The 22,513-nt window shown below is 59.8% G+C and carries 21 protein-coding genes and 2 pseudogenes; 7 read left to right on the plus strand and 16 right to left on the minus strand.

Features of this window, described 5'->3' with window-relative positions; all coding sequences use genetic code 11:
- Positions 1-219: 219 nt before the first annotated feature.
- The 6 genes from G5367_RS05930 to G5367_RS05955 all read left to right on the plus strand — a co-directional run bounded on the left by G5367_RS05930 (position 220) and on the right by G5367_RS05955 (position 6,202).
- The gene (locus G5367_RS05930; protein WP_421293955.1) at positions 220-2,235 is read left to right on the plus strand and encodes a reprolysin-like metallopeptidase; all 2,016 of its coding nucleotides are present in this window, start codon (positions 220-222) and stop codon (positions 2,233-2,235) included.
- Positions 2,232-2,555, plus strand: coding sequence for a hypothetical protein (locus G5367_RS05935; protein WP_337072582.1), 324 nt, complete (start codon positions 2,232-2,234; stop codon positions 2,553-2,555). The genes G5367_RS05930 and G5367_RS05935 overlap by 4 nt, the downstream gene beginning before the upstream one ends.
- 171 nt (positions 2,556-2,726) lie before the next feature.
- Positions 2,727-3,365: a pyridoxamine 5'-phosphate oxidase gene (gene pdxH, locus G5367_RS05940; RefSeq protein ID WP_216979246.1), complete on the plus strand. Its 639-nt coding sequence runs from the start codon at positions 2,727-2,729 to the stop codon at positions 3,363-3,365.
- Between the two features lie 36 nt (positions 3,366-3,401).
- A complete protein-coding gene (locus G5367_RS05945) occupies positions 3,402-4,016 on the plus strand; it encodes a glutathione S-transferase family protein (protein ID WP_216979245.1) in 615 nt (204 codons plus the stop codon).
- Positions 4,016-5,656, plus strand: a complete 1,641-nt coding sequence (locus tag G5367_RS05950) for a GNAT family N-acetyltransferase (protein WP_421293958.1) — start codon at positions 4,016-4,018, stop codon at positions 5,654-5,656. The genes G5367_RS05945 and G5367_RS05950 overlap by 1 nt, the downstream gene beginning before the upstream one ends.
- A 6-nt stretch (positions 5,657-5,662) precedes the next feature.
- A complete protein-coding gene (locus tag G5367_RS05955; protein WP_005344037.1) occupies positions 5,663-6,202 on the plus strand; it encodes a GNAT family N-acetyltransferase in 540 nt (179 codons plus the stop codon).
- Positions 6,203-6,298: 96 nt separating this feature from the next.
- Here G5367_RS05955 and G5367_RS05960 read toward each other — a convergent pair whose 3' ends face one another.
- The 15 genes and pseudogenes from G5367_RS05960 to G5367_RS06030 all read right to left on the minus strand — a co-directional run bounded on the left by G5367_RS05960 (position 6,299) and on the right by G5367_RS06030 (position 20,610).
- Complete coding sequence (locus G5367_RS05960) at positions 6,299-6,712, minus strand: hypothetical protein (RefSeq protein ID WP_421293960.1); 414 nt, start codon at positions 6,710-6,712, stop codon at positions 6,299-6,301.
- Between the two features lie 183 nt (positions 6,713-6,895).
- Positions 6,896-8,026, minus strand: a complete 1,131-nt coding sequence (locus tag G5367_RS05965; RefSeq protein ID WP_043820980.1) for a cupin domain-containing protein — start codon at positions 8,024-8,026, stop codon at positions 6,896-6,898.
- Positions 8,027-8,165: 139 nt separating this feature from the next.
- Positions 8,166-9,536, minus strand: a complete 1,371-nt coding sequence (purB, locus tag G5367_RS05970; RefSeq protein ID WP_368175098.1) for an adenylosuccinate lyase — start codon at positions 9,534-9,536, stop codon at positions 8,166-8,168.
- Positions 9,537-9,665: 129 nt separating this feature from the next.
- A complete protein-coding gene (gene hflD / locus G5367_RS05975) occupies positions 9,666-10,280 on the minus strand; it encodes a high frequency lysogenization protein HflD (RefSeq protein WP_005334622.1) in 615 nt (204 codons plus the stop codon).
- A gap of 23 nt (positions 10,281-10,303) precedes the next feature.
- The gene (mnmA, locus tag G5367_RS05980; protein WP_005353619.1) at positions 10,304-11,410 is read right to left on the minus strand and encodes a tRNA 2-thiouridine(34) synthase MnmA; all 1,107 of its coding nucleotides are present in this window, start codon (positions 11,408-11,410) and stop codon (positions 10,304-10,306) included.
- Positions 11,411-11,567: 157 nt separating this feature from the next.
- On the minus strand, positions 11,568-12,065 hold the full coding sequence (locus tag G5367_RS05985; protein WP_421293963.1) for an NUDIX hydrolase: 498 nt from the start codon (positions 12,063-12,065) through the stop codon (positions 11,568-11,570).
- A gap of 95 nt (positions 12,066-12,160) precedes the next feature.
- The gene (gene rluE / locus G5367_RS05990; protein WP_421293965.1) at positions 12,161-13,036 is read right to left on the minus strand and encodes a 23S rRNA pseudouridine(2457) synthase RluE; all 876 of its coding nucleotides are present in this window, start codon (positions 13,034-13,036) and stop codon (positions 12,161-12,163) included.
- 104 nt (positions 13,037-13,140) lie between these two features.
- Complete coding sequence (locus tag G5367_RS05995) at positions 13,141-13,908, minus strand: PTS sugar transporter subunit IIA (RefSeq protein WP_421293967.1); 768 nt, start codon at positions 13,906-13,908, stop codon at positions 13,141-13,143.
- Positions 13,908-14,213 (minus strand): PTS fructose transporter subunit IIB, encoded by a 306-nt coding sequence (locus G5367_RS06000; RefSeq protein ID WP_005334611.1) that lies wholly within the window; start codon positions 14,211-14,213, stop codon positions 13,908-13,910. The genes G5367_RS05995 and G5367_RS06000 overlap by 1 nt, the downstream gene beginning before the upstream one ends.
- Before the next feature lie 219 nt (positions 14,214-14,432).
- Positions 14,433-15,839, minus strand: coding sequence for a hexose-6-phosphate:phosphate antiporter (gene uhpT / locus G5367_RS06005; RefSeq protein WP_005334609.1), 1,407 nt, complete (start codon positions 15,837-15,839; stop codon positions 14,433-14,435).
- A gap of 565 nt (positions 15,840-16,404) precedes the next feature.
- Positions 16,405-18,312 carry a PTS fructose transporter subunit IIABC gene (locus tag G5367_RS06010; RefSeq protein ID WP_421244124.1) on the minus strand — a complete coding sequence of 636 codons (1,908 nt, stop codon included), beginning with the start codon at positions 18,310-18,312 and terminating at the stop codon, positions 16,405-16,407.
- 535 nt (positions 18,313-18,847) lie between these two features.
- Positions 18,848-19,624 (minus strand): phosphotransferase family protein, encoded by a 777-nt coding sequence (locus G5367_RS06015; protein WP_421244123.1) that lies wholly within the window; start codon positions 19,622-19,624, stop codon positions 18,848-18,850.
- 11 nt (positions 19,625-19,635) lie between these two features.
- Positions 19,636-20,151, minus strand: coding sequence for an AAA family ATPase (locus tag G5367_RS06020; RefSeq protein ID WP_323914868.1), 516 nt, complete (start codon positions 20,149-20,151; stop codon positions 19,636-19,638).
- Positions 20,152-20,182: 31 nt separating this feature from the next.
- Positions 20,183-20,281, minus strand: a pseudogene (locus tag G5367_RS06025) (GNAT family N-acetyltransferase); the annotation flags it as partial.
- 65 nt (positions 20,282-20,346) lie between these two features.
- Complete coding sequence (locus G5367_RS06030; protein WP_421244122.1) at positions 20,347-20,610, minus strand: hypothetical protein; 264 nt, start codon at positions 20,608-20,610, stop codon at positions 20,347-20,349.
- 274 nt (positions 20,611-20,884) lie between these two features.
- Between G5367_RS06030 and G5367_RS06035 the strand changes: the two are divergent.
- Positions 20,885-21,157, plus strand: a pseudogene (locus G5367_RS06035) (transcriptional regulator); the annotation flags it as partial.
- 57 nt (positions 21,158-21,214) lie between these two features.
- On the opposite strand, the gene G5367_RS06040 reads toward G5367_RS06035, so the two are convergent.
- Positions 21,215-22,147, minus strand: a complete 933-nt coding sequence (locus G5367_RS06040; protein WP_421244121.1) for a LysR family transcriptional regulator — start codon at positions 22,145-22,147, stop codon at positions 21,215-21,217.
- Positions 22,148-22,513 lie beyond the last annotated feature (366 nt).

Consider the following 22,513-nt stretch of genomic DNA (forward strand, 5'->3'; position numbering starts at 1 on the left):
ATTAACCTTGGCCAGATAAAGATGAACTGCACCTTTGTGAAGAGGGGCTGTTCTAAAATTGACAAATCCGCGCAATGATAGGGGTTAGACGGGGTTGGCGCAACACTCCCACTCGGGAATGGTGGAAAGGGTTGCTTCAGCTTTGTATTGATGTGGCCGAATAAAAATAAAGTACAGGCCGCAATTCAGGCGATTGCATTAATACAAGGACTAAAAACAATGCATGTGACGAAATACTCTAGGGTGGCCTTGCTGGTTGCCAGCATGCTGGGCTCAACCAGCCTGATGGCCAGCGAATGGAGCACGGTTGCCGCCAGAGCAACAGCTGACGAGGGTTATGAGGTACGGGCTCATCAGTTCCGGGTCGCCAAGGTGCCGCTCGACTATTTTGCCGGGTTGCAAGCGGGGGCCAGCAAGCTGACCTTGCCACTGCCTGATGGGGGGGAGGTTACCTTTGCACTGGAAGCTTACAATGTACTGCCCGCAGACCTTGCAGCCAAGTATCCTCAGATCCGCACCTTCAAGGGGTACAACCCGGCTCATCCGGTTGATACTGGACGCTTCGATCTGGGGCCGCAAGGTTTTCATGCCATGTTCAGCCATCAGGGCAAGATGGTGTTTGTCGATCCGCTGCGCAATGCCGAGGGGTATGCAATTTACTACCAGCAGGATGCCTACAGCCGACTGGAAGAATACGCCGACAAGGTGATCGGGGCTGACGCCAAAACGTTGGCTCGCAAGGTGCAAGTGGATGGTAATGTTCGCAAACGTTACACCATCGCTATCTCGGCCGCAGGTGAGTACACCCAATATCATGGCGGCTCCCAAGTGCTGGCCCTGGCGGCCATTACTACCCTGCTCAACCGGGTCAACGAGGTGTACCAGCGAGATGTGGGGGCCGAGTTCGTGCTGGCCAGCGGCAACGATTCTGTGATTTTTACCGATCCGGTAACAGACCCTTTCTACAACGGCGATAACCCTGACTACGTGAGCGGCGTGAGCAGCATCTATGAGGCTGATGACACCAGCAAGAACGTCCTGGTACAGGGAGAAGCCTTCGCCAATGGTGAGCTGGGCGCATTCGATATCGGGCATGTGGTCAATACCGGGGGAGGTGGCCTGGCCGGGCTCGGCGTGCTGTGCACCGCGGACAAGTCGGCCGGGATGACGGGCTCCGATAAGCCGGTGGGGGATGCCTTCTTTATCGACTACGTGGCTCACGAGATCGGCCACCAGTTCGGTGCCGACCACACCTTCAACGGCACCACTGGCAGTTGCGGCGGTGGCAATCGGGAGGCGGCACAAGCCTGGGAGCCGGGCAGCGGTACTTCTATCATGGCCTATGCCGGGATCTGCGGGGACGAGAACATCCAGCCCCACAGCGATCCCTATTTTCACAGCAAATCTATCGAGCAGATGCGGGCGCACATGGCGACCGTGCCGGCCTGTGGCACCACCCTGAATCTCGTCAACAACACGCCCCAGGCGGTGGCCGGAGCCAGCTATATCATTCCCGCCAACACGCCATTCGTGCTCAAGGGGGCCGGCGCCGATTTGGACAAGGATCCCCTGACCTACACTTGGGAGCAGATTGATCTGGGCGACCCGTCCAGCAGTGCTCTTGACATGATCGATGACGGCTCCCGTCCGTTGTTCCGCTTCGTGTCGCCGACCGGCTCGCCGGAGCGGATTTTGCCGAGCTTGCCATCGCTGCTCTCGGGCTCGCTCGCCAAGGGCGAGGCATGGCCCACCACTAACCGGGATCTCAACTTCCGATTGACGGTGCGTGACGGCAAGGGCGGTGTCGCCAGCGACGACATGAAGGTCCAGGTGATCAACACTGGCAGTGCCTTCCGATTGACCGCCCCGATTGGGGTGGCATTGACGCCGGGGGCAAGCCTGGCTGTCAGCTGGGATGTGGCCGGCACCACGCTGGCGCCGATCAGCTGCAGCAAGGTAGACCTGTTCATCACCCAAAACGAGGGAACCAGCTGGAGCAATCTGGCGGTCAGCCAGCCCAACAGCGGCGCCGCCACTGTCACCCTGCCGGCGGATCTGGCCAGCTCTGCCCGCCTGAAGGTGGCCTGCAGCGACAACATCTTCTTCGCGATCAGTCCCTCCAAGCTGCCGGTTGTCCAAAGCGGCGGCAGTTCGGGCGGTAGCGGCGGCGGTGGTGCCCTCGGTCTCTGGACTCTGGCGCTGGCCCTGCTGGGTTGGCAACGGAGGCGCGGATGAGGGTTGGCTGGCTGATGCTGGTGTCCCTGCTTGGCGGCTGTCAGGCCGACGCCGAGACTCTGGAGCAGGCGGTCAGCGCCAGCTTGGCAAAGCAGGATTACCGGTTGATCGTGCGGGCCGGGCGCGGCGAGGTGGCGCCCGGCATCGCGCCGGAGCAGCAGGCCTCGGCCAAGGCGCGCTGCGGTGTGCGCTACCTCGACGGTCTGGGGGATGTCATCAAGCCCGGACAGGAAGAGGCCCAGGCCAAGCTGGCGGCCTACGCGGCCGATTACAACCGGCGCATGCTGGCGCATTGTCCTGCTGTCGCTGGCAGGCAATAAGCCTGCGCGTACCAAGATCGTGCGAAGGGTATATCAAGGAGGGAGGCGTGAGCCTCCCTCTTTTTTTGCAGCAGCCATTTGCTGGTCACAAGGCTTGTACCCATGGCGTGCTCGTCGCACAATGCCAGCACGCATGGCCGCATGGGCGGCAAAGAGAGAAGGAAAATCAAGATGATGGATGTTGCTGATCTGCGTCGGGAGTATACCCGTGGCGGGCTGCACCGGGCCGATCTGCCGGCCGAGCCGCTGGCGCTTTTCGAGAAGTGGTTGGCGCAGGCTTGTGAGGCCAAACTGACCGATCCCACCGCCATGGTGGTGGCGACCGTCGATGCCGATGGTCAGCCCTGGCAGCGTACCGTGCTGCTCAAGCACTACGATGCCCAGGGGATGGTCTTTTACACCAACATGGGCAGCCGCAAGGCGCAGCAGCTGGAAGGCAATCCCCGTATCAGCCTGCTCTTTCCCTGGCATACGCTGGACAGACAAGTGCATGTGACCGGTCGGGTGGAGAAGATGAGCACCTTCGAGGTGATGAAGTATTTCCACAGCCGTCCCAAGGATAGCCAGATTGCCGCCTGGGTCTCCAAGCAGTCGACCCGCATTTCGGCGCGCGGTGTTCTGGAGGCCAAATTCCTCGAGCTCAAGCAGAAGTTTGCCAATGGCGAAGTGCCGCTGCCGAGCTTCTGGGGCGGTTTTCGGGTGCGGATCGACACGGTCGAATTCTGGCAGGGGGGTGAGCATCGCCTGCACGATCGTTTCTACTACACCCGCGATGGGGATGGCTGGCATATCGAGCGTCTGGCTCCCTGAGTGCGCTGTTCAAATCTGTTTTCACAAGGAGTGTGTATGCGTCTGTATGGTGATCTGCGTTCTGGCAACTGTTACAAGGTGTGGCTGCTGGCCCGCTGGCTGGAGCTGCCCCTTGAGTGGGTAGAGGTCGATATTCAGGCGGGGGATACCCGTACCCCTGCATTTTTGGCCATGAACCCCAACGGCAAGATCCCGGTGCTGGAGATGGGTCAGGGCGATACGCTGGCGGAATCCAATGCCATCCTCTTCTATCTGGCGCAAGGTAGCACCTTGTGGCCAACCGATCCGCGCCAGCAGGCCGAGGTGCTCAAATGGATGTTCTTCGAGCAATACAGCCACGAGCCATACATCGCGGTGGCCCGCTTCATCGTTCACTATCTCGGCCGACCCGAGTCGCAGGAGGCGCGTCTCGACGGGCTGAAAGCCGGTGGCGAGAAGGCGCTGGCGGTGATGGAGCAACAGCTGAAACAGAGCCCCTACCTGTGCGGTGATGCGCCGACCATCGCCGATATCGCCCTTTATGCCTACACCCATGTGGCAGAGGAGGGGATCTTCTCTCTGCAGGGGTGGCCCGCTATCCGTAGCTGGATCGCCCGTATTGAAGCCCATCCCCGTCACCTGACGCTGCCCGCGGCCTGTCAGGCCAGCTGATGGAACTGCTGATCGAGGCCAGTCTGTGGCAACCGCAGTGGGCTGCGCTGTTGCCGCACTGGCAGCAGCAGGGTCATCGCTGGCAGCTGCTGCTGGGCAAAGAGGCGGCGGCTGCCCTCGATCAAACCGATGCACCCTGGGCGAGCAGCCCTCCAGACGGGGTGCTCTGCCCGGGAGCCCTGCTGGCTGCCTGGCTCGATGGGGATCTGCTGGCGGATTTTCATGTTGATCCCAGCCGCCAGGTTCTGATCAGTGCCTCTACCTCCCTATTGACCCTCGCCAGGGAGCAGGGACTGCTCACCCTTGGCCCTGTGGGGGCCGATCTGCCGCTCACCCCCGAGGCCGATTTGGGTGCCGTGCTTAATCGCCTGCTGGCGCGCCGCGTGATGATACCGACGTTGGCCGAGGATTCGCACGCCGCTGGCGTCGTGCTGCGACCACTGCAGGCCGCCGATGAGCGCGAGATAGTGCGCTACTGCAGCGACGAGGCGCTGGCCCGCTATACCCTCAATATTCCTCACCCCTATCCGCCGGAGGGGGCCCGCGACTGGCTGGCCCTTAGCTGGCGCAAGGCGGCGCTTGGCCTTGGCTGGAGCTGGGCCATCACCTTGCCAGAGGAGCAAGGGGCGGCGCTGGTTGGGGTGATCTCCCTGCACTGGAATGGCGAGCTCGCCTGGTGGGTGGGCGTACCTTGGCAAAATCGCGGTCTGGCGACTCGGGCCGCCAGCTTGGTCAAGGAGTTTGCCTTTGACCAACTTAAACTGCCGGCGCTGACGGCTCGCCATATGCCAGACAATTTAGCCTCCGGCCGGGTGATGGCAAAACTGGGGATGCACTATCGCGGGCGGCGCCATATCAGCGGTCGTCAGCCGTGCGAGGTGAGCTACTGGCGGCTGGATCGCGCGCCCTCCTTGCCCAGCCCCTTGCCCGAGGAAATTGCCCGCTGGCTGGCAGATGAGCGGATCGCCGTGGTGATCCTGTGGGATCCTGCCACGACCAATCGGCAGAGTGCCAACGGCAAGCTGGCCATCTCGCTCTTTGTGGATGAGAGGGGCGAGGGGGAGAAGCCCTGTTTTCTGCGTTGCCCGCCGCATCTTGAGAGGTTGCTGGCGCTGCACTGTTACCCCGTCGATCTGCTGGAGCAGGCCGAACCGGAGCAGTTGTCCCATCTTGGCGGCGTCTTGCTGAAAGACAGGGATGAACGGGGGCTGGCGTGGCTGCTGCAACTGGTCGCGCTGCAGCGTCAGGGGCCCGAGCTGCTTAGCCGCGAGGAGCGCGTATCACGGCTCCACTGGTTCAACCAATTGATGGCGCAGGCGCTGGGCGGCAACGGTGACTCTTCGCAGATACGCTATCAGCAGTTACGGCTGCTGGTGGAGCTGCCGGAGCTGGTCGACGAGCTGGATGGCTGTTGGCATCAAACGCCCGAACTGACCTTTGCGCGGCTGGCGCGGGAGGCTCCCGCCCTCTGGCTGGCCTACCGCGAGGCGATGAACAGGGCCACCCCGGCTACGCTAACAGCCTTGCAGCAGCAGTTTGCCGCTCGTTTTCCTGAGTGCACCCTCCCATTTTTGGACAAAGGTACTCAGAATGACCAGCCGTTGTGTGGAATAATGCCCGCTCTGCTGTACGAGGAGTAATACCTGATGTTGAGAACCGAGCGCCCCGGTGACATGCTGCCGGTCTATGAGCTGCTGAGTGCCGCCTTCGGTCGTTCCGATGAGGCCGAACTGGTCAACCGCCTGCGCGAATGTGGTGCCGCCGTAGTGACCATGGTCGAAGAGGAAGAGTACGAGTTCATGGGGCACCTGATGCTAAGCCCGATCACCATTAACGGCATGGAAGGGCCCTGGCTCGGTCTGGCGCCGGTCGCGGTTCATCCTGACTGGCAAGGTCAGGGGATTGGCTCGGATCTTATCCGTGAAGGGCTTGATACGGCGCTCGAGATGGACTGGAAAGGGGTGGTAGTACTCGGGGATCCGGCCTATTACAGCCGTTTCGGTTTCCGCCCGGCCAGCGAGTTTGGCCTGCACTGCATCTATGAGGTGCCTGCCGACTGCTTTATGGCGATGGAGCTGCAGGAGCGCGGTTTTGCGGGTGTGCAGGGTGAGGTGCTCTATCACCCCCTGTTTGATGAACTCCCCGACGAGCTGCCGGACGCGCAGGCAGAAGTGTCCCATTTATAGCGAGACGTCGCAGCGACAAGCCATAACGAAAAAGCCCTCATCGAGGGCTTTTTCATCTTGTATTGGTCCCTGCCGGGCTTATTCGAGCAAATTGGCTCAGGCAATGATGTCGAGCTGGGTGCCCTTGCGATTATCTTCGCCCACCATGTCACCCATCTGCTGGGCGAGCGGGCTCTGCTGGAATTGCATGTAGTCGCTCAGATTCTGCTGGCGCTGGTAGCGATTGGCCGCCTGATAGAGTTCCGCTGTGCTCGGGCCCGACTTGCTGTCGCTCTCCTGACCGCTGGCCTCCAGGTAGCGCTCCACCACGGCCTTATCTTGCTGGTTGGCCGTATAAGAGACCGCCAGAGTTCTGCGAGCCGTTGCTTTCTCTTCGCTCTGCGCCTGCACTTCATCCTTCTTGGCCAGTGCTTCGTTACGGGCCTGACTGACCTGCTCGGGTGTGACAGTCAGAGAGGAGGGGTATTTGCCGTAATCGGGCAGCGGCATGGGTCGGGAGGTGATTTGCATGGTGGCGCTTCTCTTTTGAACAGGGACGGACGCATGATACTCATCGATCTTAGTTCAATAAATCACCACTTGTCGGTTCATCAAGAGTGGGTTCAGTTTCGCGCATCGATGGTTAATTGAACCGTATCTGAGTGACAAAAAAGGCGCCATAAGGCGCCTTTTTGTCGTTCAGTCATCGCTGGATCAGTTGAAGAACCAGTACCCGCGGTTGACGAGACGGGTCAGCAGTTGCAGGAAACCGGCCTGATCGGCCAGCTCCACCATATCGGCTTGAGTGATGATGTCTTTGTCACACAACAGCGAAATGGCGGCCGCGTCTTCGCTCTGCAGGGTCCAGGCTTCGCCGTCGATGAAGCACTGCTGGCTCTCGCCGCTAAACCAGACGGTGCGCAGGCCTGGTACCTTGATGGCTGGCTCGCCCTGGGTCAGCAGGTCGGCAACCTCCTCGGCGCTATAGTCCGGCTCGACCGGATTGACGTCCAGATCGTGCTTGGCCTCGGAGATCATGGTGCCGAACCACTCCTTGAACAGGGTCTCGTCATCGAGGGCCTGTTGCATCAGCTCGCGCAGACGGTGCAGCTCGTGGGGCTGGATCTCGCCGTGACGGGCGCGGGGCTTGAGATCTGCATCGCCGTAACGCTCGGTACGCACCTCGTTGTCGATCAGGTGATCGGCAAAGGAGGAGATAAGCGCCTTGGCATCCGGCGCGCGGAAACCCACCGAGAAGTTCATGGAGGGCTCGATGGCGTAGCCTTCGTGGGGGAATCCGGGCGGAATGTAGAGGATGTCGCCCGGCTCCATGATGACGTCGATGATCGCATCGAACGGCTCGCAGTGCAGCAGTGCGGCATGGGCGGCAAACTCGTTGAGCGGCTTGGCATCGCCAACCCGCCAGTGGCGCTTGCCCAGACCCTGGGTGATGAACACATCGTAATTGTCGATGTGGGGGCCGACACCCGCGTGAGGGGTGGAGAAGCTCACCATCACATCGTCAAAGCGCCAGCCCGGAATGAACTGGAACGGCACCGCCAGCTCGTTCACCTCGGGAGCCCAGTGGTTGCAAGCCTGTACCAGAATGGTCCAGTTCTCTTCGCCCAGATGGTCGTAGGATTCGAAGGGGCCGTGGGCAGCATCCCACTTGCCGTCGAAACGGGTGACGAGGCGGGACTCTACCACCTCTTCCATGGCCAGACCCGCCAGCTCGTCCGGGCTGATGGGATCCTGAAAGTCCTTGAAGCCACCCTTGATAAGGAGCGGGCGCTTCTGCCAGTAGTGCTCAAGGAAGTGAGCGATATCCAGATTGAGTTCGTACATGCTGTTTCTCGTGTCTCGCAAAGAGGTTTTGCCCAAGGCAGGCTTGGGAAAAGCCACTCGGGATCCTGCCGTGGCAGGGAAAATAACAGGGGCCCTGTGGCGTATCGTGCACAGGGCCCCTTCGTCACTGCCGGTTGGCTTACTTCAGCAGATCGACCAGACGCTGGGCGTCACCGATGTAGTTGGCCGGGGTCAGCTTCTTCAGCTCAACCTTGACCGCTTCCGGCAACTCTAGGGTGTCGATAAAGGTGCGCATCCCTTCAGCATCGACGCGGCGACCACGGGTCAGCTCCTTGAGTTTCTCGTAGGGCTTCTCGATACCGTAGCGGCGCATTACGGTCTGGATCGGCTCGGCCAGCACTTCCCAGTTGGCATCCAGATCGGCGGCCATGGCGGCGTCGTTGGCTTCCAGCTTGGAGATGCCCTTGAGGGTCGCCTGATAGGCAATCAGGGAGTAACCCACCGCCACACCGAGGTTGCGCAGCACGGTAGAGTCGGTCAGATCACGCTGCCAGCGGGAGATGGGCAGCTTGCTCGCCAGATGCTGGAACACGGCGTTGGCCAGACCCAGATTGCCTTCGGAGTTCTCGAAGTCGATGGGGTTGACCTTGTGCGGCATGGTGGAGGAGCCGATTTCGCCTGCGATGGTGCGCTGCTTGAAGTGACCCAGGGAGATGTAACCCCACACATCACGGTCGAAGTCGATCAGGATGGTGTTGAAGCGGGCCATGGCGTCGAACAGCTCGGCGATATAGTCGTGCGGCTCGATCTGGGTAGTGTAGGGGTTCCAGGTCAGACCCAGGGAGGTAACGAACTCCTCGGAGAACTGGTGCCAGTCCACATTCGGGTAGGCGCTGAGGTGGGCGTTGTAGTTGCCGACCGCGCCGTTGATCTTGCCGAGGATCTCCACCGCCATGATCTGCTTGAACTGGCGCTCCAGACGGTAGGCGACGTTGGCCATCTCCTTGCCCATGGTGCTCGGGGTCGCCGGCTGGCCGTGGGTGCGGGAGAGCAGCGGCATGTCACGGTACTCGTGGGCCAGGCGCTTGAGCTCGCCGATCAACTTTTCGCAATAAGGCTTGATGACCTCTTCGCGGGCGGTTTTCAGCATCAGGCCGTGGGAGTTGTTGTTGATGTCTTCCGAGGTGCAGGCGAAGTGGATGAACTCGCTGACAGCCGCCAGCTCCGGGTTCACTTCGACCTTCTCTTTGAGGAAGTACTCCACCGCTTTCACATCATGGTTGGTGGTGCGCTCGATCTGTTTGATACGGGCGGCGTCACTCTCGTTGAAGTTGCTGACGATGCCGTCGAGCAGGGCGTTGGCGGCCGCGCTCAGGGCAGGGACTTCCGGGATCCCGGCGTGGCTGGCCAGTTTTTGCAACCAGCGCACCTCGACTTCGACGCGAAAACGCAGCAGGCCGAATTCGGAGAAGATAGGGCGCAGGGCATCGGCCTTGTCGCCATAACGACCGTCAATCGGGGAAACAGCAGTCAGCGCGGACAGCTCCATGGGGTGAACTCCTGATGATTTGTGTGGGGGATCCGTATCCACTCGCGCGTGGGGCTGAGTTGTCATCAAGGCGGATGTGCGGCTGTTCACCCTGATGTCGACCTCGCTTGCCCGCGCGCGAGCCGATGATTAGTAACGTTTGGCCAGCTCCACCATCTTCTTGCGAGCGAAGATGATCTGGGTGCGGCTGCCACCGAGCTGACGCCACAGCACGCAGGCACGAATGCCCGCCAGCAGCAGGGCGCGCACCTTGTGCTGCACCAGCGGTTGCTGCAGGAACAGCGGGGTACCCGCCACCTGGATGCGCGGCCCGATGGGGCTGATAAGATCGCTGTAGATGCTCGCCATGTTGGCCAAAATCTGCTCGTCGAGCAGATCGAAGTGCTGTTGCTGGCGACCAATCTGGCTGATCCGCTCACCCAGCATATTGAGAATGTCCTTGCGCTTGGCCAGCTTGCGCTCCAGTGCAATCAGGCTCACCACGTAGCGGGTCAGCTCGGCATTCTTCTGGCTGCCGTCGGCACCCAGCTGTTCGACCAGCGCACGGTAGCCGTCGCGAATGGCCAGATGGGTGTTGTTGAACACCTCGAGCGGCTGGCTCGGGTTGGTCACCAGAATGCTGGAGAGGCTCTCGCGTAGGGCGGCCTCGTCACAGCTGCCGTCTCGGGCCACCTTCTGCACCAGATACGCGGCCTGGCAGATGCCGGCAAAGGCCATTGTTCTGTCTTGGAATTTATCGCTCACGTCTGCTGCCTTCTGTTAAGGATTCAAACCGGATGGCTGAAACGTTGTTCGATGATGCCGCCGCCCAGACACACTTCCCCGTCATAGAAGACGGCGGATTGGCCCGGGGTCACCGCAGCCTGTTTCTCGTCGAAGATGACCCGGATGGTCTCGTCGTCGATGGGCTGGATCAGGCAGGGGATATCCTGCTGGCGGTAGCGGGTCTTGACGGTGCAGCGACGCGGCTCGCGAATGGGGGTGCGATCCACCCAGTGCAACTGGCTGGCAATCAGGCCATCGGAGTAGAGGCGGGGATGTTCGCCCTGCGCCACCACCAGCACGTTGCGCTCGACCTCTTTGTCGACCACATACCAGGCCTCTTCGGTGGCATCTTTGCGACCACCGATGCCGAGCCCCTTGCGCTGGCCCAGGGTGTGATACATCAGACCCTGATGCTCGCCGATCACCTTGCCATCCACGGTCTCGATTTTACCGGGCTGGGCGGGTAGGAACTTGGCCAGGAAGTCCTTGAACTTGCGCTCGCCGATAAAGCAGATGCCGGTGGAGTCTTTCTTCTTGGCGGTAATGAGATCCAGCTGCTCGGCGATGCGGCGCACCTCGGGCTTCTCCAGATCGCCAACCGGGAACAGGCTCTGACCCACTTGCTTCTCGCTCAGGGTATAGAGGAAGTAGCTCTGATCCTTGTTGGTATCGAGACCGCGCAGCAGGCGCGGGCGGCCGGTGCTGTCGTCACGGCGCACATAGTGGCCGGTGGCGATGTAGGTGGCACCCAGCTCTTCGGCGGCAAATTCGAGGAACGCCTTGAACTTGATCTCCTTGTTGCAAAGGATATCCGGGTTTGGCGTGCGGCCAGCCTTGTACTCTTCGAGGAAGTGCTCGAACACATTGTCCCAGTACTCGGCCGCGAAGTTGATGGTGTGGAGTTTCATCCCCAGCTTGTCGCAGACGGCCTTGGCATCAGCCAAATCCTGGGCGGCAGAGCAGTACTCGTCCGTGTCGTCTTCTTCCCAGTTCTTCATGAACAAGCCTTCGACCTGATAGCCCTGCTGCTGGAGCAGGTAGGCCGAGACGGAAGAATCCACGCCGCCGGACATGCCGACGATCACCTTGATTTGGCTGTTGTCTGTCATTAGTCGAAGTTACCAGTTCGTTTAAACGGGGCGTATTCTACCAGAGTTTTGCGTCCCCGGTCACATATCCATGCCGCAGTTCCCATCAGGAGCCTGATAGCAGGAAATCGTTTTTCTGTTGTTGGCCTTTGTCACCGAAAAAGAGTTTCAAATGGCCTCAGATAAAGGCCTTGAGGGCCGACAGTGGCAGCCGTGTACCCGCCAGATAATCCTGAATGCACTGCCACACCAAGGGGCTGCGCAGGGCCGGTTTGCATTCCGCTATTTCTTCCAGAGTGAGCCAGTGGCAGGCGAGGATATCGCCGTCAGGATCCTCTGGATGGTGCTGACCCGGCGCTTTTTCAAGGTCGAAGATGATGGCGGTGCGCACATAGGTGGCCTCGCTGTCGGCCGGTTTGTAGAGATAGGTGCCAAGCCAGGAGGTAGGCGTGGCGGTCAGCCCCGTCTCCTCTTTCAGCTCGCGGCAGGCGGCGGTGAGCAGATCTTCACCGGCCTCCACATGGCCGGCGGGCTGGTTGAAGCGGCGCTGGCCTTTAATCTCCTCTTCCACCACCAGAAAGCGGCCCTGCCACTGCACCAGCGCGGCAACCGTCAATCTGGCCTGCATGCGCTCATGCGGCGTTTTTTCCTGCGATGCAGAAAGGTTATCGCTCATAAGGACTCCTTGTCTCGTTACCGGTTTGGCCCCGGCCGGAGCGGGGGCTCGATTCAGCGCTGTTCTTTACTGTTCGATTGCCAGCGGGCTGCGCGTCACTTCGAGGGGTTGTTGCGGGCCGGTCGGCGCGCGGTACCACGGCCGCCGCTGCGATTGGCCGGGCGGGGGCTCGCGTCACGGCTGTCGCGCCGCTGGCCCTGACCATGCGGGCTTCGGGTCGGTTGGGAAGCGCGTGGATTGCTGCTGCCCGTGCCCTGACTGCGCGGTTTGTTGGGTGCCTGTGCCCTGCGCGGGGCTGGCGCCAACTCGGGAGCGGGCAGGGCGCGGCTCTCGCCGGGGGCCAGACCATCTAACGTCCAGTCGCCGATGGCGTAGCGAATAAGGCGCAAGGTGGGGTGGCCGATATGGGCGGTCATCCGCCGTACCTGGCGGTTGCGCCCCTCCACTATCTTGATCTCCAGCCAGCTGGTGGGGATCTCCTTGCGCTCGCGAATGGGCGGATTGCGCGGCCACACCGCAGGTTCATCCATGATGCGCGCCCCGGCGGGCAGGGTCATGCCGTCATTGAGCTCCACCCCGGCGCGCAGAGCGGCCAGTTTCTCCTCGCTCGGGATCCCTTCCACCTGCACCCAGTAGGTCTTGGGGGTCTTCTCCCCCGGCTGGGTGAGACGCGCCTGCAGCTTGCCATCGTTGGTGAGCAGCAGCAGCCCCTCACTGTCGCGATCGAGCCGCCCTGCGGCGTAGATGCCGGGCTCTTTGATGTAATCCTTGAGAGTCTCGCGGCCCGCCTCGTCGGTGAACTGGCAGAGCACCATATAGGGCTTGTTCAGCAGGAGCAATTTGCGATCCTCTGGGGCCAGCTCCGGTTTGCGGGGGGATGCATGGCGGGGGGCGGCGGGTTTGGCCGCCGTGCGCGGGGCGTTATCGCGCGGCGCGCGGCTGACAGAGAGACGGGAGCGGGGAGATTTCATCGGATACACACTTCAGACAGACGATGGCAGCGAGTGTACCACAGGGTGCTGAGGGCAGGATGAATGGCTGGCGTTACAGCAAGCAGCGCCCGGAGCCAATTCGCCTAGCTCAGCAGGCTCTCGATCACGATAGCCTGACGGGCGGGGGGCGAGCCCGCCAACAGCAGGGCGTGGCTGACCACATCGTCGATCATCGCCTGCGCCAGTCGGGTGAGGGGGCGCAGGGTCTCCCGTCCGCTACCAACCGGTACCGCCAGCAGAATGATGGTCTGCACCGGCCCGATTTGAGAGCCCCACTCGATGGGCTCCTTGCAGCTAAGCAGGGCCAGCGTTGGCTGGCTGATCCCTTCGCTCAATACATGAGGCATGGCAAGGCCGGGGCGGATGATGGTGGCCGAGACCTGCTCGCGCCGCTCTACCGCAGCTGTCAGTGTGGCGCGGTCGGTGAGCAGCTCGGCGGGCAACAGATCGATCAGATGCTCGATGGCTTCGGCCTTGGTCAGCGATTTGGGGCTATGGGCCAGCTGGCGCAGGGCAAAATGGTAGTCGGGCAGAGCGTTGGCCAGTCGCAACTCCGCCAGCGCGGCGGTGCGCGGGCGCACCAGCGGTTGACCCAGTTCGCCGCACCAGCAGGTGAAGGCCATGTGGGCCAGCTCGGCATCGCACCCTTCAATTTGCAACTGGCAGAGATCGCCGGGCTGGGTGGCGAGGGTCAACAGGGAGAGCTGGTTGCTGGCCGCAACGGTCTGGCGCCGGGTGAGGTTGGCGCAGCGGATGGTGGATTTGAACATCCTCGCCAGCCGGTTCAACTGCTTGGCCTGGGTGATGCTCAACCCCTGCTGGCAGTAGAAGGTGATTTCGCGGGTCAGCATCAGGCCGGGATCGGCAGGGCCTTGAGTACGGCGTTGGCATCCAGCAGCACGGTTTCCAGTCTCACCTGATGGATGGTGCAGCCGAGGAAGCGCTCTTTCTGCTCAATCTCGATATCGGAGGCAATCAGCACCAGGTCGGCGCTGGCAATATCGCGGGCGGTCAGCATGTTTTCCATGCCCATGGCGCCCTGAGTCTCGACCTTGATCTTGAGTCCCAGCCCAGTGGCGGCTTTTTGCAGGGCATCGGCAGCCATATAGGTATGGGCGATACCGGTCGGGCAAGCGGTGACGGCGACGATCTTCATCTGCTCTCTGTGATGCTGACAAGGGGGAGCAACAAGATAGCGCCAGTGGGGGGCTTTTACCAAAAGTCCATATGAAAAGTGGGATCTTGATGGGGATATGCCCGTCCCTTGAACGGCTGTGCAAGCTCATGCCGGGCCAGTCGGGTGTCTGGTTGCTCTAAACAACAAGGGCCACCCCTGTGGGTGGCCCTGAACAATCTGCGTCTGTTGTTATGGCTATCAGGCGGTCTGGGCGGCCAGCTCGGCGGCTTTCAGTTCGCGCTTGATGCGGCGGATCTTGCGCTCTTCGGCGACCGCGACACAGCCCATCAGCACCAGACAGGCGGCTGCTGCGATATCCAGCGCCGCGAAGGTGCCGGTCCAGCCGGTCAGACCGAAGATGGGGGTGCCATCGGCGATCATGCCCAGACCCAGTTTGGCGAAGCTGTCACCAATCAGGTAAGCGAAGGTGCCCTTGACGCCATCGGCTACGCTGATGCCCTGCTTGGGGACGAAGCCCACGGCGGCGACGCCAATCAGCAACTGCGGACCAAACACCAGGAAGCCCAGGGTGAACAGGGAACCCAGGAACATAAACTGGGTGGTCGCATGCTGGTAGAGACCCAGGGTCGCGATGATCAGCGCCAGCGCCACACAGGCAACCAGACCACGACGGCCATTGGCCAGATCGGAGAGGTAACCCCACATCAGGGTGCCGACCAGTGCGCCCACTTCGAAGAAGGTAAAGCCCTGAATAGCCACATCTTTGGAGAAGCCCAGCTCCTGGTGGGCATAGACGGTGGACCACTGGTCGATACCGATACGCACCACGTAGAGGAAGATGTTGGCAAAGCAGAGCAGCCAGATCACCTTGTTCAGCAGCACGTACTTCACGAAGATCTGCCACTTGGTCAGCTTCTGCTCTTCGGTGGCGATATCCTCTTCGCTCGCTACTTCGTCAAACAGCTCTTCCACCTTGCCAAGGCCATAGGCTTCCGGTGAATCGCTACCAAAGCGCAAGCCGATAAAGCCGACGATCAGCGCGATGATGGAGGGGAAGATAAACATGCCGAGCACGTTGCCATCGAACAGGTAGTTGGCACCGAACAGCGCCACACCGGCCGCGCCGGCCCCGCCCACGTTATGGGAGAGGTTCCACATGCCCAGATAGGTGCCGCGCTTGTTGCGAGGGGTCCACTTGGTGATGGTGGAGTAGCTGCACGAGCCGCCACAGCTCTGGAAGAAACCGCTCAGGGCGTAGAAGAAGATCATGAAGTAGAGGCTGAAACCGGTGCCACCCATGCTGGCACTGAAGCCCAGCATGCACAGGGCGGAGAGGATCAGCATCAGCGGCAGGAACTGCTTGGTGTTCTTGCCATCGGCGTAGTAGGAGACGATGGTCTTGCCCACCCCGTAGGTGATGGAGAAGCCAAGGCCGATCATGCCAAGCTCGGTCATGGAGAGACCGTACTCCTGGATCATGTCATTTTGCGCAATGTTGAAGTTCTTGCGGATCAGATACATGGTCAAATAGCCAATAAATACAACCAGATAAGATTGCATAAACGGCTTGAACCAGAGCTTGCGCCGGGCTTCGACCGGCAGGTCGAGGGTGGGGACCCGGACCTGTTGGAGCAATTTCAACATCTTCGTTCATCCTCTGCGAGATAGACGGTATTTCCGCCGCGCCCCTCATTTGTAGATAGGTTGTTCGAGGTCACGCCACGGAAGGGGGAACGGAACGTCGGGGCTGTCAGCCGTTGCTGCGCTCGACGCTCCATCCATATAAACCCGGGCCCGGCACGGGATGACGGGGCGCATTGCCCGTCGCGGTGCGGGTCACGACATCAGGTGGGGTGACTCTAATAAGAGGGGCAAAAAATGGCTTGAGAGCCATCCCTAGTGGGGCTAGGAAATTTTCCTAGTTTTTGCGCTTTCGCGGACAAAGCGTGAGAAACATCACACCGCTGACGCCGGATTGCTGCCATTTCAGCCAGTTTGGCGCTCTGTGCGAGTGCTGGGCTGAGGAGGGGAGAGGTCAGAAGGGAGCCAAGTAAAGGAAAGGGGAGAGACGAGGAAGAGTGCTTATCGACCACTATTTCTCGGGGGGCGATATTGGGAAATACGGCCCGCCAGCCATCCCCAAAAAACAAGAGGCCACCCCGTGGGGTGGCCTCTTTTATGATCTAGGAGCCGTCATGGCGAGGGGAACTCAGGCCGCCTTGGCCAGGGTTACCTCGTCACTCTTTTTTACCCGCAGCTTTTTCAGGGCAACCGCGACCACACCGGTGACGATGGCACCGCAGATCATGCAGAGCAGGGCCAGCAGCGGCTTGTTGACCGCACCCAGAAGAGCCACGATAGGGCCACCGTGGGCAACGCTGTTGGTGATGCCGAACAGGAAGGCCATCACAGCGGCGGTCATGCTGCCCAGCACGTTGGCCGGAATGACGGCCAGCGGGTCACGGGCGGCGAACGGAATCGCCCCTTCGGAGATACCCACCAGACCCATGGCACCGGCGGCTTTGCCCGCTTCGATCTCGGACTCGTCAAAGATGCCGAGCTTGCGACCGAGCACGGTCGCCAGCGACATGCCAAGGGGCGCAGCCGGGATGGCGCAAGCCATGGCACCCATGAACTGGGTCTGACCGGAGGCGATCATGCCGACGGAGAAGAGGAAGGCCACCTTGTTGACCGGGCCACCCATATCAAAGCCGGCCATACCACCGAGTACGATACCCAGCAGCACCAGGCTGCCGCCGCTCATGGAGAGCAGCATGGCGTTGAGGCCGGTCATCATGTCGGCAATCGGGGCGCCGATAATGAAGATGAATACCGCAGCAATAAACAGGGAACCGACGATGGGGGCGATCAGGATCGGCACCAGCGGCTGCACCATCTTGTGGTACTGACGGGTGGCGATCCAGCGCACCAGATAACCGACCAGGAGGCCCGCAATGATGGCACCGATAAAGCCGGTACCGGCATCCGCGCCGTAGAAGCTGCCGTTGTTGGCGATCCAGCCGCCGATAAAGCCCGGTGCCAGCGCCGGACGATCGCCGATGGCGTAGGCGATATAGCCCGCCAGTATGGGGATCATCAGGGTGAAGGCGGCCACGCCCACGTTGAGGATCTGGTTCCACATGCTCCCTTCCGGGATCTGCATGCCGCTCGGGGTCGGGTTGCCGCCGATGGCCAGTGCCAGCGCAATCAACAGACCACCTGTCACTACAAACGGGATCATGTGCGATACACCGTTCATCAGGTAGCGATAGAGATTGGAACTGCCGCCCGCGCTCTTCTCTTCACCTTTTTTATCTTCTTTGCCAGCCACGTAGGCGGGGGCTTTCAGGGCCTGCTCGATCAGACCCTTGCCATCCTTGATGGGGGCCTTGACGCCGGTTTTGATCAGCGGCTTGCCAGCGAAGCGGGCCATGTCCACCTGCTTGTCACAAGCCACCACGATGGCGGTGGCGCGGGCGATCTCGTCCGCGGTCGGGCTGTTCTTGACGCCGATGGAGCCGTTGGTCTCCACCTTCACCTCATAACCCAGCTCCTTGGCGGCGCGCTCCAGCGACTCGGCAGCCAGATAGGTGTGGGCGATACCGGCCGGGCAGCCGGTGACACCGATGATAAAGCCCTTGCTGGTGGTCGGGGCCGCGCTCTGCTCCTCTTTCTTGGTCAGCAGCAGCGCCAGCGCATCGGCCGGAGTTTTCGCCGCCAGCAGCTTGGCGATAAAGCCCTCTTCGATCAGCTTGCCGGAGAGCTCGGCCAGCACCTCGATATGGTGGTTGGCGCCGCCATCGGGGGAGGCGATCATAAAGAAAATATGGGACGGCTTGCCATCTTCGGCGCCGTACTCGATGCCGTTGCGGCTGATGCCGATGGCGACCGCCGGGTTGCATACCGCTGCACTCTTGGCGTGGGGCAGGGCCACGCCCTCTTCAAAGCCGGTGTTGCCCAGCTCTTCGCGGGCCCACAGATCCTTGATAAAGGCCTGCTCGTTGCTGACCTTGCCTTGCGACGCCAGCAGGCGGGCCATCTCGGTGAAGACCTCTTCCTTACGCGTCGCTTTCAAATCGAGGTTGATCAGATGTTCATTGATCAAGGTGGTGATCATGGCGCTCTCCCCGCTTCCGGTGACGGAAGCTATGCGTGAGTACGTATCGACGTACTGGATAAAAATGACCTTATCATTATCGCGGCTCGCCCGCCCCCTCCCTATCGGACAAATGTGCTAATCACTGGATTTTTGTGCGCAGTAAAACGCGATGTGATGAAGATCCCGTTTTCAGGTAGGACTCACCATTTTCAGGTTATTGCTAATTTTGTCTTTAAAAACAAATAAATGGATTGTGGTTGGTCTCGTAGCCAGGTTTGTAATGTGTCATGTCAATAAATTAATCACCAGCAGGGTCTGGATTTATATGTGGTTTTAAGGCGTTATCAGATGTGACCCTTCTCACAAAAAGTCGCCATTTCGTCGGGCGAATTAGGATTTTTATGCGCCTGATGGCGGAGGCCAATCGCATTGGCTGGGCGAGCGCAGAGGGGTGTTGTTTGGGAAGAAAGTGTGGTGGCAAGAGAGGGATGGCTGAAAAGATAGAGGTGATAACGCGAACGTTCGAATACGCTGCGCTATTCGAACCTGCGGATTACACAATATGCGCCACCGACCCCAGCCAGTTGGGAACTTGTTGCCGATACCACTCCAGATATTGCTGTGCCTGCGGCTTCTCTCTTCTGGTCAGCAGATTGGTGACCTCAATAATCAGCCAGCACTTGGCCATGACGAGATGGCGGAGCAACCGGTCGCCAGAGAGCAGCGAACTGTGGCGCAGATAGCGTTCAATGATGGTTTCATACTCAGCCAGCGAACCCATCCGCGGCACCAGCGGGGCCAGATCGATGGCCGGACTGCCATAACCAAATCGCTCCCAGTCAAACAACACCAGCTCACCATTGTTGCGGGTGCCCCAGTTGCCCTCATTGCTATCTCCCGAAATCAGGCATGACTCCTCGAATAGTTCGTGACCAAGTTGCTGGATATGGCGGATCTTCTCGTTTACCGCTTCCGGCAGGCAGAGTACAGAGAGCGCCTCGTTGGTGTCGGCGAGCGACCAGCCGTGAGTTTTAACCGCAAAGTCGGGCTGATAGTTGGCGTTATGCAGGCTGGACAGCTGAGCAAAGGTCTGTTCGTTGTGGTGCAGCTGCGTGAGCGTGACCGGATGAGGGATCTGCTCAAGGAACAGGATCTCTCCTTCGGCCCTGAGCAGGGCAGGTGTGTTGAGCCCGCTCAAATGCGGGGCTGCACGTTGGTAGAAATGGCGCTCGACCGGTGATGCGCCGCTTTTTCTGATACAGGGCTTGCCATCCAGCAGCTGGATATTGACCGAAGCGCCCCCCATTTTCGCCAGCTCCTGTTGCGTCATCCTCTACCCCGTTAGCTATGAGTGGTCAGGTGCGTGAGATAGCTATTTACCTCTGCCCGAGTCGTGAAACGGTGCTTGTCGTTTGGGAATCGATCAAACAGCTCGTGATGGAATTGGCGGGAGCTTTTGCCGGCTCGCTGCCCATATTCCGATGCCCACACCAGCAGTTGTTGAAAGCTCTCTTCGGCTGCCACTGCATCCCGTTGCCTGGCACTTTGTGATCCGCGAGATAGCAGTGAATCACGGCATACCGACCAGTCGAGATCCAGAAATAGCAGGGTATCAGCGGCATCAAGTAGTTGCTCGGCCAGGGCACCAAATACCCCTTCGACCACCCATGATGGCTCTTGAGCAAGTGTCTGAATGGCATGGTCAATCTCATGCTGGGGCCGTTTTTGGTTAAAGCCGCCCGGCTGCCAGACAATGGTGTCCAGATTGACCTCGCGGATAGTTAACCCCTCAGCCAATCGAGCCGCCAACCAGCTCTTGCCCGATCCCGAGTTGCCAATAATCAGAATTCGCTTCATCAATGAGTGCTCTTTTCTGGAACAGATATCTGGAGGCTGGAAAGTAGGGGGCAATGCGCTGCTCTGCGGGATCGGCCTCCAGCAGCAGCGCTAGCGGCAGTTGGTCGGGGTTCGTCTCGACAAACGTCATCTTTATTTCTCTTTTATCCCGCTCTGACGGTCCGTGGTGCGCCGTCCTCTGGGCCTGATGGTCACTCAATATTCCAGAAACTTCTCGCCGCAGCGCTCGCAGATCAGGTGCTTTACATGGGTGGCCTGGTAAGCCAGCGTTTCGCCAAACGCCCAGTTGGTAATGCTGCTGGAAGTAAAGGCTTGCCAGAAGGCTTTGCGCGGATCCTTGGGCATTATGTCCTGGCTATGATCGCGGGCGACCAGCACCACGATATGGCGGGTACGCTCGCCACATTTGTCACAGAGATGGATTTCACTCGGTGGGTTCTGGTCGTGCGGGTTGCTCATAAAGAGGCTCGTGAAGAGAGTGGACGCCCATCATATCCCTCTCCACTTGGCTCTCAATCTCTCCTTGCCAGCGCAGTGAGCAGGCTCACATTTTGCGCCCCCTCTTTGTTATTTGCCCGCGCGCCGCAGTCGTGTGCCTCTGGTCGATGCCCGCTTTTGCGGTTTGCTGGTGAGTGGTGATGATATGGCGGGTGGGGCGAGCTCGGGTTGCTGCATCTGGGTCAGCAGCCGCCTTGCCGTCTGACGACCGATTCCACGGGCCGCCTATCTGCAGCGGCTCAACGCGGCTTTCCCCGCCATCGACTATCGGGTGCCCGAGGGAACCTATCTCGCCTGGATTGACCTGCGCGGCCTTGGCATCGACACGACCGAGCGGATGGATGCGTTGCAAACCTTGCTGGTGGATAAATACCGGGTCGCCATCATGCGCGGCGACACCTACGGCCCGGAAGGCACAGGCTATATCCGCCTCAACGTCGGCTGCCCGCGCTCGAAGGTTGACCAGGGGCTCGACGCTCTGATCGGTGCGCTGGGGGAGCTGGTGTAAGGATTGGTACATCTGGCTGGATGAGCTGTTGATTCATCCAGCCCGGTTGCCGCGGGTTCAGAAGGTGGCAATTAAGGGGCTATTGCAAGCGACCTGAGCCTGAATGTCCTGACACAACATCTGAATGTGAGGATCATCAATCTTCTCGCGGGGAATATAAATTCCGATCGTCCCCTTGTTGTACTCTTCGCTCATTTGCAGCGTGCCGATGCCGAATCTGGAAAAATAACTGGCCATGCTCACTGGATATGGCATGACAGCATTGCTGCTATTGATAATATCAATGCTAGTGAGCAAGGAGTTGCTGCTATAAATGATTTTATCATTCAGTTTCATGGCGGCGCGATCCTGTTTTTTGCGCGCCAAGTCCTCGACCAGATGAAGATATTTATCCTCATCCGGGGTCACCAGCAGGCTGGGATAATCAACCAGATCCTGCTTGCTGCATATTTTCCCTGTGAGGGGATGACCCGCTCTGACAAATACCCCATCGTGAGAAATAAAAAGCGGAATAAATATCAGGCTGTAATTTTTGGCCAGCCCGTGAATCTCATGTCCGAGAAACAGATCGATATGATTGCCGAGCAGCAGATCGAGCAGGCGCAGATGGTTGCCGACTTCAATGTTGATGGCGCAGGATGGATTGGCTTGCTGATAACGGGCGGTGACAGGTTGCAATACCGGTTGCCACCACGCATGTCCGGTGCCCACGTTTAGTGGCCGCGCGGCTCGCTCGTGCAGGCTGGCCAGTTGCCTGAGGGTATCATCGTAGATCCGCTGCATTACGCGCGCCTGCTCCAGCAGCAGCTCTCCGGCGGCGGTGAGCGTCACGCCGCTGGCATGTCTGACCAGCAAGGTCGTGCCCAGACTCTCCTCAAGTTTTTTCATGTTGTGTGTCAGCGTCGGCTGGCTGAGTCCCATTTGCCTGGCGGCCAGACTGACATTTTTGTGGGTGGCTACTGCAATAAATTGTCTTAGATGCTTGTCCACGAATATGGCGTCCGGTCATGGGCGGGTGGTGCGCCAAGCTAGTGTAATCACCATGGGCTGTCAAATAATCCTCTTCGCTGACAGGCTATTTTATGTGGCTCCCTTCACGTTGTTTTCAATTCATTTTTACCGCCTGATAGCCGGTTTGGTGCTGGGGATCACGTAATTTCATCTGGTTATAGATGTTATCTATGTCGATGGTGACATGGTCTATTTTTCTGGCGAATGCTGATCACGTAAACTGACAAAAACAGTTTTACTCAATGCTGTATCAATAACAAAACAAAAAAGTAACGAAGGGAATATATGAAAATTCGTCCATTGGCTTTATCCGTGGCGTTATGCTGCGGCGGGGTTCTTTTGTCC

Origin of the sequence: Aeromonas sp. 604282, assembly GCF_049170575.1 — a bacterium.
Taxonomy (GTDB): Bacteria; Pseudomonadota; Gammaproteobacteria; order Enterobacterales; family Aeromonadaceae; genus Aeromonas; species Aeromonas veronii_A.